General features: G+C 41.0%; 13 protein-coding genes. 4 read left to right on the top strand and 9 right to left on the bottom strand.

Annotated elements, in window-relative coordinates:
* Positions 1-56: 56 nt before the first annotated feature.
* Positions 57-575, top strand: a complete 519-nt coding sequence (locus ACHOLT_RS01325; protein WP_425805265.1) for a 4Fe-4S dicluster domain-containing protein — start codon at positions 57-59, stop codon at positions 573-575.
* Positions 576-1,179: 604 nt separating this feature from the next.
* Positions 1,180-1,344, top strand: coding sequence for a hypothetical protein (locus ACHOLT_RS01330; protein WP_425805267.1), 165 nt, complete (start codon positions 1,180-1,182; stop codon positions 1,342-1,344).
* A gap of 118 nt (positions 1,345-1,462) precedes the next feature.
* Here ACHOLT_RS01330 and ACHOLT_RS01335 read toward each other — a convergent pair whose 3' ends face one another.
* From ACHOLT_RS01335 to ACHOLT_RS01370, 8 genes are all read right to left on the bottom strand, one after another.
* Positions 1,463-2,221, bottom strand: a complete 759-nt coding sequence (locus tag ACHOLT_RS01335; RefSeq protein ID WP_425805268.1) for an alpha/beta fold hydrolase — start codon at positions 2,219-2,221, stop codon at positions 1,463-1,465.
* Positions 2,222-2,232: 11 nt separating this feature from the next.
* Positions 2,233-3,558 carry a PhoH family protein gene (locus ACHOLT_RS01340; protein WP_425805269.1) on the bottom strand — a complete coding sequence of 442 codons (1,326 nt, stop codon included), beginning with the start codon at positions 3,556-3,558 and terminating at the stop codon, positions 2,233-2,235.
* 90 nt (positions 3,559-3,648) lie between these two features.
* Complete coding sequence (locus ACHOLT_RS01345) at positions 3,649-3,816, bottom strand: hypothetical protein (RefSeq protein WP_425805270.1); 168 nt, start codon at positions 3,814-3,816, stop codon at positions 3,649-3,651.
* A gap of 174 nt (positions 3,817-3,990) precedes the next feature.
* Positions 3,991-4,812, bottom strand: a complete 822-nt coding sequence (locus ACHOLT_RS01350; RefSeq protein ID WP_425805271.1) for a methyl-accepting chemotaxis protein — start codon at positions 4,810-4,812, stop codon at positions 3,991-3,993.
* Positions 4,813-5,023: 211 nt separating this feature from the next.
* Entirely contained in the window at positions 5,024-6,355 is a 1,332-nt protein-coding gene (locus tag ACHOLT_RS01355) for an acetyl-CoA hydrolase/transferase family protein (protein WP_425805272.1), read from the bottom strand.
* A gap of 53 nt (positions 6,356-6,408) precedes the next feature.
* Positions 6,409-7,545, bottom strand: coding sequence for an acyl-CoA dehydrogenase family protein (locus tag ACHOLT_RS01360; protein WP_425805274.1), 1,137 nt, complete (start codon positions 7,543-7,545; stop codon positions 6,409-6,411).
* Positions 7,546-7,588: 43 nt separating this feature from the next.
* On the bottom strand, positions 7,589-8,767 hold the full coding sequence (locus tag ACHOLT_RS01365) for a thiolase family protein (RefSeq protein WP_425805275.1): 1,179 nt from the start codon (positions 8,765-8,767) through the stop codon (positions 7,589-7,591).
* A gap of 3 nt (positions 8,768-8,770) precedes the next feature.
* Positions 8,771-9,631, bottom strand: a complete 861-nt coding sequence (locus ACHOLT_RS01370; RefSeq protein WP_425805277.1) for a 3-hydroxyacyl-CoA dehydrogenase family protein — start codon at positions 9,629-9,631, stop codon at positions 8,771-8,773.
* A gap of 449 nt (positions 9,632-10,080) precedes the next feature.
* Here ACHOLT_RS01370 and ACHOLT_RS01375 point away from each other — a divergent pair, with 449 nt between their 5' ends.
* Positions 10,081-10,773, top strand: coding sequence for a response regulator transcription factor (locus ACHOLT_RS01375; RefSeq protein ID WP_425805279.1), 693 nt, complete (start codon positions 10,081-10,083; stop codon positions 10,771-10,773).
* Between the two features lies 1 nt (position 10,774).
* Positions 10,775-12,154, top strand: coding sequence for an ATP-binding protein (locus ACHOLT_RS01380; protein WP_425805281.1), 1,380 nt, complete (start codon positions 10,775-10,777; stop codon positions 12,152-12,154).
* A gap of 99 nt (positions 12,155-12,253) precedes the next feature.
* On the opposite strand, the gene ACHOLT_RS01385 is transcribed toward ACHOLT_RS01380, so the two are convergent.
* On the bottom strand, positions 12,254-13,390 hold the full coding sequence (locus ACHOLT_RS01385) for an ABC transporter permease (protein ID WP_425805282.1): 1,137 nt from the start codon (positions 13,388-13,390) through the stop codon (positions 12,254-12,256).
* Between the last annotated feature and the right edge of the window lie 26 nt (positions 13,391-13,416).

A 13,416-nucleotide genomic window follows, 5' to 3' on the forward strand; every position in this document is an offset into this window, starting at 1 on the left:
CCCTTAATCACTTGTTAAAATTTTATTACCTTAAGCATAAACAAACGGAGGTCACGATGGGTAAATTACCTAACTATTTATTAGAGCATTGCCGTCAAAATTGTTCTTTAGCTGCGATGGATTGGTCCGAGTATTACCAAGAGCTTGAGATAGGACTTCAGGAACTTAACCTTAGTACGATATTTAAAGAACGTTTTCGACCGTATCTTTTTCACCATATTCCTAAAATAGCTTTGGCAGGATGCCCCAATGGATGTTCTCAGCCACAAATTAAGGATATCGGAGTTACCGGTTTTATTACTCCTCAACTTTCTGAGAATTCCTGTTCAGGATGCCAAACGTGTATCGCCGCCTGTTCAGAAAAGGCAATTACCTGGCATGATGAGGGAATAGTAATTGATCCTCTTCTTTGTGTATCCTGTGGAATGTGTATTCGCAGTTGTCCGACTGAAAAAATTATTCCGAAAGAATCAGGTTGGCTGCTTAGTTTAGGAGGGCGCTTAGGTCGTCATCCTAAATTCGCTAAAATCATGGGAAAAGTCAGAACCGGGAAGAAGCTAAAAACTGGATCTTAGGTATTCTTCGTGACTATTGTTCAGAAGGATTAAATGAAGAAAGGCTTACCCATTATCTTGAACGCACGAAATTTAATGCGTAATTATAGAGTTTATAAATTTAAAAGCTATATTTTAATGAGATACGAATGAGATACACAACTTTATAGAGCAATTTTTTTATTGACTATTGTCTGATAAAGTCGTATTATGTGGTTTAAAAACGGAAAAGAGGCTTTTTTTTTAGTAGTGATTTGGAAAATTGTATGTGGCTTTTACGATACAGGAGCATGTAAAAGTAAAATCAAACGAAATCGAGATTGTCCCATGTGTTGTCGAACTTGTGGTATTCATTGTTCAAGTAATAGTGCATTTTGCTTCATGTCCTATAAAAAAGGAGAAGGATGGTGTGAAACACATCTTTGGGATAAAGAAGATTGAAACCTTACCATTAAAAAATGGATTTCTAAGGAGTTAGATGTTATATCTAGCTCCTTTAGATTTTTTACAAGCTCTAAAAAATTTTTTAAAATTTGTACTTTTTTTCTCATAGTATATTGTGAAAAATCCCATTATCACATATAATGAAGTCAGGAAAAACATCTTTGAAAGGAAGCGATTTTAAATGGAAAAATTCAATAATGGCAAGCCTTTTACTTACACTATCTTGGATAAGCCTTTTGTTGGCCCCCATGGTAAAGAAAATGAAAAGTTTGCGCTATGCCCCTATGGTAAATCCACCAATTTGCCGTTTTGCGATCACTGTAAAAACCCGACTCCTCGAAAATAATGAGCAGCTGCAATTTTGAAATTTGTTTCAATCAATGCTCACCTCAGAGTAAACAGGTAAGTTAAAACCTATACTCGTGGGGTGAGCATTCTTTATCTATAATCTGTTTATTTAGTTTTTAAAAACGTTTAAGGAATTCTACAATTACCTTATTAACCTCTGCAGGGTTTTCCTGCATACTCATATGCCCTGCTTGGGGAATAATTTTAAGCTCAGACTTAGGCAGAGCCTCATGAAGAGCTTGTGAATATTTAAGAGGAGTCATACGATCTTCCTCTCCGCAAAGAATATATGCTTCTAAATTTATGTTTTGTATCTCTTTGCTCCGATCAAAAGCATCGCATGCTTGAAAATCAGCAAAATACACCTGAGGTATGATACTCTTCATATTCTCTTTGGCCTTGTCGAGAACTTCTGGGGAACAATTCTGGCAATAAAGATAGGGAATAATATCGAAAGGGAGAATTCTTTTGGCCAGTTGCTCAAGCATTTCTTTTTTCACGCGAAGACGTGACCCTGTATCCACTAATATTATTCCTTTAAGCCATTCAGGATTAGCTAAAACACACTCTAAAACAACTCCGCCGCCCATTGAATGCCCTGCCAGAATCACGGATTTCAATTCCAAGGTGCGAACAAATTCATCTATAAATTGACTATATTCCGCAATCGTATTAGCAGGATATCCTTCTGAATTCCCATGTCCGGGGAGATCCAGAGCCAATAATGGATAGTCCTTAATCTGAGAAAGCTGGTTCAGCCAAACTTCACTTGTCCCTCCTGCCCCATGAATCAATAGGATAACGCTATCATTAGGGTTTGCTGTGATACTCTGATCATAATAAATCTTCTTTCCACTAACTTTACAGTACGCCAACAGGATACCCCCTATAATAATTCGGCAGTTCGTGCTGCCAGTTCGCTGCGTTCCCCTTTTACTAGCCCTACTTGGCCGTAAAAAGACTGCCCTTTAAGCCGAGTTGCCACATAAGCCAAACCGTTGCTTTCTTTATCCAAATAAGGATGATCGATTTGGTCGGGATCTCCGCAAAGAACAATTTTCGTACCCTCCCCGGCACGAGTAATAATCGTTTTTATCTCGTGAGCAGTAAGATTCTGAGCCTCATCAATAATTATAAATTGATTGGCAATACTTCTTCCACGAATATATGTGAGAACTTCAATTTCAAGCTGCCTCTTTTTTTTGAGCAAATCTACTGCACTCTCTAAAATGGATTCACTATCTTTATCACGCAGCTTGTCCTGTTTGGGCCGTAATAAAAATTCTAGGTTATCATAAATGGGCTGCATGTAAGGACGAATTTTATCCTCTTTCTCCCCGGGGAGAAAACCAATATCTTTGCCGAAGGGAATGACAGGACGAGCACAAAGAATACGCGAATAAAGTTCTTGTTGAATCGTTTGTTCGAGTGCGCTGGCTAAAGCGATCAAGGTTTTGCCTGTACCCGCGGGACCCATTAAATTAACGAGTTTAATTTCAGGATTACTCAGTATTCCGAACGCCCAGGTCTGCTCTATATTTTTAGGAACAATACCCCAATAGTTTTTATTGCGATTATGCAGGTTGATCAATTTTGTTCCGTCAGAAGTAGAAATAAGAGGGATTTCACTATTGTCGGTTAATCTTCCCCTTACACAGCTGTTAGGTAATATTGTTTCCTTTAAAGGAATCTGACCTTTCTGATACAATTCATCGACTTCAACATCTTTCAATTCCATAACAACAACTTCATCGTTCAAGGGTACAAGATTTACCTTATCATTATAATAATCTTGGGTCATGACGGATAAAGCATCTGCTTTTACACGCATCGCAATATCTTTCGTCACAAGAATAACGGGGCGCTCATCTTCACGGGCTAAATTGAGCGTAACCGCCAGGATTCGATTATCAGCCAGCTTGATATCCGATAATAACGGTAATGGGTCTCCCGAACAATGATTAAGTTCTATCCTTAACATTCCCTCATTCGGCAAACACACCCCTTGAGAAAGTTGACCCCTTTCACGAAGTTGATCTAAAAAACGTATCGCCTGACGCGCCGATCGGCCAACATCATCAAGAGATCTCTTTTTGTTTTCCAATTCTTCGAGTACTGCATAAGGGATGACAATTTCATTATCTTCAAACTGAAAGATAGCTTTTGGGTCATGAAGCAAAACACTCGTATCAAGCACAAAAACTTTTTTCAAATTTTACACCTCACAAATCGCTTCATCTGTTCGTCAATAAACTGAGACTTTAAGCACTCTATTAACAGAAAAGCGAGCCCTAATTAAGATTTAGGAAACTCGCTTATCCGTTTTCTTTTCCCGTAAGATCGCGGCCCATTTTAGAGAGTCATCATGACATAAAGCATGTTGATCGTACTTTATTCCATAAACTTCTGAAAACTTAGAACCCGATAATTTCCAGATAACTTTGGCAATCTGCTCTTCCTTTTCTGTCACAAATACCCTTCCTTTCGAGCTAAAATATTTGTTTTTTAATGATAACTGGAAACGGTTCACTTTAAGAAAATAATACTATATCATTGTAAAATTTCTACTATATTCACGTAAACTAAATCTTAATTCCTTATAAAACAGGGCTAATGTTCGTTGTAACGACACTTCCATAGTTCCTTATGCTCTTTTTCCCGTTCTAACTAGTGCCTCGGCTAAACCGCTGATTTGTTCTAGAGCTTTTTTAAGCTCACTGACCCCTGTCGCTTGTTCTTCACTTACAGCAGCCAAAGCCGTAATCGAGTCAATTAAGACCTTTACTGAGTTCTGCACTTCGGCAACATCATCTTCGATACTTACCGCTGAGGATTTACTCGTATCGGCAAGCTTTCGAATTTCCCCTGCAACAACTGCAAATCCCCTGCCTGCTTCTCCAGCACGGGCTGCTTCAATTGATGAATTGATACCGAGAATATTGCTTTGTGCTGCTATTGACTTAATCTGATCCGTTATCTTAGCAACATGCGTAATCTGTACTCGAACCTGCTCTGTTTCATCACTCATATTCTGTGCATTTACTGCAAGTTCTTCACTTGCGTCAGCTAAGTTTTCGGCAGACGCTGAAATCTGCTCAACAGCCGCTAAAATTTCCTCACCTGCCGAAAGCAAGGCATCATAGGATTCCGTTGAAACGACAACGGTCATTACGCCTACAATTTGGTCATCCTCAAAAATAGGATTAGAGAGAGCGACATAGGGAATACCAAACGAAGAGTGTGACAAATCCACCTTTTCAACCAGACGCTGCTTTGCTAATAAGACTCGATAAGAAATCGTTGATTTTAAGTTTTCAAAAGAATCACCACTATTAACACCTAAATTGATCTTAGGATGATTAACTGCTGCAAGGACTTTTTCGGTATTAAAAACATAAACCGAAATATCTTGATCATACCAATGTTGTAATTGCGGGGCAATATCCACTGCTGATTGAATATGCATCTTTTTCTCCTTAATTTTTTAATATATTAACATAATCTTACATAAATCAGCGTGAAAAGTCTATAAATTCTTACATTTAATAAACTAAAAATATTACCATAGAATAAGGAGCAAAAAATACTGTCCAACCACAATTTAAAATAAATTAGAATTTATAAGAGCGTTGCCAAAGTTATCCTTTGGCAACGCTCTTATCTATAAGTTTGATGGTTTAAAATCTATTGCTTTGGCGCCAAACCCCGAGCTCCTCCGCTTCTTTGATCAAGTCTTCACGGAAGTCCGGGTGAGCGATTGAAATTAAGGCTTCTGCCCGTTCCCATGTCGATTTTCCTTTTAAATTTGCAATTCCATACTCAGTCACGAGATAATACACCACAGATCGATGGGTTGTTACAACAGCACCTGGAGTTAGGATCGGTTTAATCCTCGATCGCAGTTCTTCACCTTTTTTAAAGGTTGATTCCATGGCAATAAAGGATTTTCCGCCTTTAGAGCGGTAGGCGCCATAGGCGAAATCAAACTGTCCGCCTGTACCGCTGATATGACGCGTTCCCGAAGATTCTGAGCAAACTTGCCCAGTTAAATCAACCTCAATACAGTTATTAATCGAAACAACTTTATCATTTTGGGCAATGATAAACGGGTCATTTACATAATCCACCGGATAAATCACACACATCGGGTTATTGTTTAAAAAGTCATAGGTTTTTTGAGTGCCGAAGGAAAAAGTATAGCCGATTTTATACCGATCAATTGTTTTCCTGGCTCCAGTTACACGTCCTGCTTCCACCATTTCTACCATTGATTCGGTAAACATTTCGCTGTGAATCCCCAGGTCCTTAAGATCGGATTGAGCAATCATCTGACCTACAGCATTCGGCATGCCCCCAATACCGAGCTGAATGCAGCTCCCATCTTCGAGTTCCGACATAATATAAGAGGCTATCTTCTTCTCGATTTCCGTTGGAATGCCTGCCGGAACCTGAGGTAAAGGCCAGTTCGCTTCAACAATGTAGTTCACTTCTGAAAGATGAATGCCCTCTTCTCTTCCTCCCAAGCAACGCGGGATATTGGGATTAACCTCAAGAATAATAACCTTTGCTTTTTCACACATCGCCTTAGCATGTGAAGCCTGAGGGCCAAAGTTAAAAAATCCGTGTTCATCCATCGAAGAAACAGGAATCATTAATACATCAATATCAAGAAAACGCCGATAATAGCCTGGAAGTTCATGATAGAGCAAGGGAATATGCCAGCAGAGCCCTTTGTCGTGAAGTTTTCGGTCAAGGCCGCTGAAATGCCAGTTATTATAGACAAAATGTTTTGCCTCAGGATCAGCTTTAACGACTTCAGGGGTTCGTAACGCGGTAACTGCACGAATCTTCACATCGAAAAGCTCCTCCGCGCGGGCAGCTAAAGCTTTATCCAATTCGATGACCTGTCCGGAAAATGACGCATAATCAACCCAATCTCCGGACTTAACGACACGAACAGCTTCCTCAGGGGTTACCAATTTCTTTTGATATTCCTCATTGAAACGCATAAAATCCCTCCTCAGCACTCATTCCCTCTATAAACCCTTATGAAATGGAAACCTTACCGTAAAATATTGTTTGCAATGACGACTCGCTGAATTTGATTTGTTCCTTCATAAATCTGCATGATCTTTGCATCCCGCATAAATTTTTCTACCGGATACTCTTTTACATAGCCATACCCGCCTAAAATTTGAACGGCATCCAGAGTGACTTTCATTGCCGTATCCCCAGCAAAGGCTTTAGCAAAAGACGCCATTTGGGTAAACGGTAGCCCCTGCTCTCTTAAGAAGCATGCCTTATGAACAAACAGCCGAGACGCTTCAATACCCATAGCCATATCTGCCAGCATAAATTGAATGGCCTGGAACGTAGCAATGGGTTTCCCAAAAGCAATACGTTCTTTTGCATATTTTACGGCAGCTTCATAGGCTGCTTGGGCAATTCCAACAGCCATTGCTGCAATATAGGGCCGGGAAATATCCAGGGATTTCATACAAATGGTCCACCCTTCACCCTCTTCACCCAAACGATTAGCAACAGGAACTTTTACATCCTCAAAAATAATCTGACGGGTATCGGAGGTCCGAATCCCTAACTTATTTTCTTTCTTGCCAATAGTAACCCCAGGAGTATGGGTATCAACCATGAACGCGATAATCCCTTTATGACGCAAGGATCTATCGGTTGTAGCAAAAACAGTGAAAATATCCGCAACTCCGCCGTTGGAAATAAATTGCTTTGTCCCGTTCAGAATATAATAGTCGCCCTCACGACGTGCTGTCGTGGACATACTTACAGCATCCGAACCTGCACCGGGTTCAGTTAGACAAAAGGCTGCCAGCTTTCCTTCATTTAAAACGCTATAGAAGCGTCGCTTTTGATCATCATTTCCACCGACAAAAACCGGATTGGCAGCCAGCAAATTGCTGGCGACAACGGTTGTACCCGTACCGCCATCTCCAAACGAAATTTCCTCAGCAATCAAAGCTTGGGTAATTGGATCCAGTCCCGGGCCGCCGTATTCTTCCGGGACACCGATCGTTAATAGTCCGACTTCATGAAGCTTACGAATAATCTCTGTCGGGAATTCATCTTTTTCGTCATATTGTCCGGCAACCGGAGCAATTTCTTTCTCTGCAAACTTACGGGCGACTGCGCGCATAGCTTCTTGTTCTTCGGTATACTTGAAATCCATTTTTATTCCTCCTCTTTCTAACTCCTATTTAAACCCCAAAAAATTAAAGCAACTCAACAACTGCAGCAACGGCAGGTCCACCACCGGCACAAAGAGATGCACAGCCGTAGCGAACTCCGCGGCGCCGCATTTCATGCAATAGAGAAACAATTAAACGAGCACCGCTATTTCCAACAGGATGCCCCAGGGAAATTCCTGATCCATTGGCATTCACGATCTCCATATCCAGTTTAAATTCACGATTTACCGCTAAAAATTGGGCTGCAAAGGCTTCATTCAGCTCCCAATAATCAATATCATTCAAACTTAATTTGGCAAACTTTAAAGCCCTCTTTACGGCCGGTACAACACCGATACCCATAATTTGAGGATCCACCGCTGCCGAAGCTGTAGAAAGAATTTTTGCTAAGGGCTTAATCCCCAGCTCAGCTGCCTTTTCAGCGGACATCAATATTAATGCCGAACCTCCGTCATTTAATCCGGACGCGTTGCCTGCCGTCACGGTTCCATCTTTTTTAAACGCTGGCTTGAGCTTGGCCAGAGCTTCAAGGCTCGTCTGATCATTCGGATGTTCATCCGTGTCAACAACAGTCGTTCCCTTTTTGGTCTTGATTTCAACAGGCACAATTTCTTCTTTGAATTTTCCTTCTTGAATCGCCGCAATAGCCCTTTGATGGCTCAATAATGCCAGCTGATCCTGTTCTTCCCGGGAAATCTCATATTGATCCGCAAGATTTTCTGCCGTCATTCCCATATGATAGTTATAAAATGCATCAAACAAACCATCATGCAGCATAGCATCGATAATTTGATCATTTCCCATGCGATAGCCGCTCCGTGCTTTCGGAATCAGATACGGTATATTGGACATACTTTCCATACCTACAACAGCACCAATATCAACCTTACCCAGTGCAATCTCTTGGCTTAGAATTTCCGTTGCCCGCATAGATGAGGGGCATAATTGATTAACCGTTACTGCAACCGTTTCCAGTGAACACCCTGCATTAAGCGCAGCCTGACGTGCAGGGTTACCTTTTAAACCTGCCTGAAAAACGTTCCCCGCTACTACTTCTTCAATTTGAGAAGCATCTATGTTCGCTTTCTTAAGCGCCGCTTGTAAAGCGGTTACTCCAAGCTCTATCGTAGAAACCTCTTTTAAAGCACCCAAGTAATCTCCAATCGGTGTACGCTGGGCACCTACAATGACAACTTCCTGCAATAATTACCTCTCCTTTCTATAATCATAAAATCCTTTACCGGTCTTTACACCCAAATGCCCAGCCCTAACCATTTTCTTAAGCAAAAGAGCGGGTCGATATTTAGAGTCATTGAACTCTTGGTATAGAACCTCCATCACGGCTAAGACAATGTCAACCCCTACCAAATCGGCTAAAGCGAGTGGCCCCATCGGAAAATTAGCGCCCAGCTTCATTGCCGTATCGATATCCTCAGCAGAACCGACACCCTCTTGATAGGCTTGAACAGCTTCATTGATCATCGGAACAAGAATCCGATTCACAATGAATCCCGGATATTCCTTCGCATTGATAGGTACCTTATTGAGTTGCCGTGCCAATTCCATGACTACGCCCACAATGTTTTCATCGGTATCAACACCAGGAATAACCTCTACCAGCTTCATAACAGGTACGGGATTAAAAAAATGCATACCAATTACCCGTCCCGGATGTTGTGTGGCAGCCCCTATCTCCGTAATTGAGAGAGAAGATGTGTTACTGGCGAGAATAGTCTTTTCAGGACAAATCTGGTCAAGCTCTCGATATACCTTTTTCTTAAGCTCCATGTTTTCTACAATGGCTTCAATGACAATATCAACTTTCTTAAAGTTCTCTAGACCCACCATTCCTTCAACCCGGGCTAGAATATTTTCTTTTTCTTCAAAAGTGAGTTTTGCCTTTTCTACGAGTTTTTGAAGCGCTTTACTGATTCGCTCAAGTCCACGATCAACAAATTCCTGATTGACATCAATCAAGACAACCTGAAAACCGCTTTGAGCTGCGGATTGGGCTATTCCAGCTCCCATCGTTCCAGCACCCAGCACTCCAACTTTGGTGATTTCCATGAAATTCTACCTCTCCTCTCCTTATCGTTCGGTTAAAACCGATTTTCTCTTGATTTATTCCTTTTCCACCTCGATCCACCTGAAAGATATAAGATTCTATTGCAATAATCATGCCAATATTCAGAATATTATCTATAGTTCGAATTAAATGTCAATGAAACGGCCTACTTCGGGCAATTATTAGTTAAAATTTATTTTCATTCAAAAATAGTAATTTTTATAGGATGTCTCATATTTGAGACACCAATTTTAAGTAATTTTGCTCGCAAAAACGATTTCCCCTTGTCTGTAAAGCCTTGTGAATTTTATTAATTATGTTGATTTTTTGAGACATATAATTATTCATTTATAGACACCTCTATCCCCAACGTATGTATGCCCAAAAGTAAAAATAAGGTATAATTAAGTTAAAGAGTTGCTTCAAAGTAATGTAATAAGGAGTTTGTACTATGCGTATTCTTTTAGTCGATGATGAAAAAAACATCCTTACTGTGCTCAAGGCCTATCTCCAGCAAGAGGGATACAGTGTTTCAACTGCGACAAACGGACTGGCTGCCTTAACGATGTTTAAAGAAAATAAATTTGATCTTGTCCTTCTTGATTTAATGCTTCCTGGTCTTTCCGGCGAAGAAATCTGCAAAGAAATTCGCAAAATCTCACCAACTCCAATAATCATGCTGACAGCCAAGGATGATGAAGACCATAAAATTGAGGGGTTAGCCCTTGGTGCCGATGATTATATTACGAAGCCGTTTAGTCCGAGAGAGGTTATAGCCCGCGTTCGAACTGTGTTACGCCGAGCAGGCTCAGAAAATCTTCCGTTAGCCGATGTTATCACATACGATAACGGTTTAACGATTGATAACATTAAACACGAGGTTCATCTTGATGACCAGATCGTTCAGCTTACGCCCACGGAATTTAAACTTTTAGGCGCACTCGCTCAATATCCCGGAAGAGTATATAGCCGCAGCCAGCTTATTGAAATCCTCCAGGGTCATGATTACGAAGGTGATGATCGGGTTATTGATGCCCATATTAAAAAGTTACGTCAGAAAATCGAAAGTATACCGGATAAGCCCAAAATACTCATTACGATATACGGTGTAGGCTATAAATTCAATTCCAATACGGAGGAATAATATGCGTCGGAAATTATTTTTATCCACGTTTGCCGTCATCCTTGTCACTCTAGCTCTAAGCATGCTCTCCGTAAATTTGGTTTTTAAGCGTCAGTTTACAACTTACGTGACAAAGACAACGGAATCTTCGATTTCGCAATTACCTGAACGCTTAAGCAGCATTTATACGAATAACGGGAATCATTGGGATCAGGTGAGCCTTGAGGAAATGAGCCATTATCTCCCGATGGGAACCCAAATCACCCTTAAAACCCCTGAAGATAAAATCATTACAATTTTAAATAACCCCATGGCTGAAATGATGCAAAAGAGCATGATGGGAATGGGGATGAATTATTCCATAGATGAGTGGAAAACTCAAACTTTAACCATAAAGGGGCCGCAAGGCAATACCATTGCTAAAGCCGAAGTCCGTTATCCTTCAAATGCCCGGCTTCTTAATCCTGATGATATATCCTTTGTCACCGCCGTATATCGCTCTTTGCTTTTGGCAGGGTTGGTGGCTCTGATTATCGGCCTGCTTCTAAGTCTCTGGACAAGCAATCGGTTAGTTAAGCCTCTGCGGCATCTTACCTATGCTGTGAAAAGAGTTGGCTTGGGTCACTTAGATGAAAAAGTACTCATTTCAAGTCATGACGAGGTGGGAGAGCTTGCCAATGCGTTTAATTCCATGGCCGATGATTTAAAATCGCAAGAAAACCTGCGCAGGCAATTTACGGTCGACATCGTCCATGAACTGCGAACCCCATTAACCTCGCTCCAAAGTTATATCGAGGCTTTTCAAGACGGAGTCCTCCCACCTAACGAGGAAAATCTATCTGCTCTAAGTGAAGAGATTGATCGTCTTGTTTCCCTGTCGAGTGATCTTAAAGATTTAAATATTGCCGAAATCGGAAAACTTCACCCTCAGCTTCAGCCCGTGAATCTGTTGTCCATTATTGAAAAAGTTATACACAATCTTTCCCCGCTGATTCAGGAAAAAAAGATTGAACTGACGACAAAATTGCCCCCGGAATCGGTGATGCTTTTAGCCGATGAACGGCTTCTTACGCGCTTATTCTATAACCTCATTCACAACGCTTATAAATACACAGAAAAAGAAGGTTCAATTAAGGTAGAGCTTTTATACCATAATAAGTTTGCTGAAATAAGCATTGAGGATACGGGTATCGGCATTCCGGAAGATGACCTTTCTTTTATCTTTGAGCGCTTTTATCGAGCCGAAAAATCAAGAGCCAGAGAGACTGGCGGCACCGGAATAGGGCTTGCCCTGGTTAAACAAATTCTCCTCCTTCATAACGGAACAATTGACGTCAAAAGTACCGTTGGCAAAGGAACAACATTTACCGTAAGCCTTCCCCTGGAAAAAGAGCAAAAATAACTCCTCTAAATCCAAAATGAGCATAAAAGAAGCGTCCTCCTTTTACTGTCAAAGTAAAGGAGGACGCTTGAATTTATCCTATTCTTTTCCCTAAAGCAGCTACATATAGTGTAAAGCCTCCTGAGGATTAAGCTTTGTTGCCCGCCATGCAGGATAAATCATTGCCAGGAATCCAATAAGCATTGCTCCTAAAATACACAGAACTCCAAAAGATGCATTCAACTGTAAAGGCATCGCTTTTTGAAAGAGGATAGAACCTAAAACAAAGGGCAAAAGGCTTCCCAAAAGATAACCCAGCAAACTTCCGCTTAAACTCACGATCAAGACCTCACGCCCTAAAAGGCTTAAAACATGCGACTGACGAAACCCAATCGCACGAAAAACTCCTAGCTCTCTTACGCGATCATTTACATTTCCCGCTAGGGCAGAAATAATAACAAAAGCTCCGATAATCACTAAAACAATAGAGATGGATTTTGAAAACTCATCAAAGCGGTCTACATTTTCTTGGGTACTTTGGACCAGCTGCGAAACCTGAGCAATATTGGCTTCAGGCAGTTCCTTCACCATTAAGGGCAAAAGCTTTTGAGGTTCAGCGACATTTAATTCTATCATTGACCACTCGTCTTTAATGCCGGTCAAATCCCTTGCCTCTTGAAAAGGAGTAAAGACGACATTATCTTCAGACCCACCCGTCTCTTGCATTATCCCTGAGATTTTCAAATTTTGGTTGTTTATCTTTATGGCATCTCCGATCTTCAGGCTTTTTTGGGCCGCGATTGAAGCTCCGAGGATGACTTCCTGATTCTTAGGTACTTGACCTTTAATTTTCCACCAGGGCTTCATTTGAAGTTCCTCGGCAAAATCGACACCGACAATCAAATAGGTTTGTTCATCTCCCTCAGCGCTGCCGATAACCTTAGGAGCAATGCTGTCACCGAGTAAAATCACATGCTGAAGCTTGTCTATACTCTCCGGCATAAGGTTTTTAACATCATAGTCAACCCCAGAAACAGCTAATCCTCCGTAGCTTAACGCGAGATGTTCAGACTTCGGTGTGATGATCAAATTTGTTCCATACTGGCCGAGGCTTTTTTGCAGATCCTTTTTCATGTTATCAGAAAGGAGGTTTAAGGTCGTAATCGTTCCCACAACTAACATAAAGGTTAATAAAAGAAAAAGCGTTTTCCCTTTGCGGCGCCGTAAGTTTTGTATGGCAATTTGATTTAGTGTCATAAAATTCCTCCGAAACCCCTAATGGG

Source organism: Desulfitobacterium nosdiversum, assembly GCF_049860565.1.
In the GTDB taxonomy this organism is placed as follows: domain Bacteria; phylum Bacillota; class Desulfitobacteriia; order Desulfitobacteriales; family Desulfitobacteriaceae; genus Desulfitobacterium_A; species Desulfitobacterium_A nosdiversum.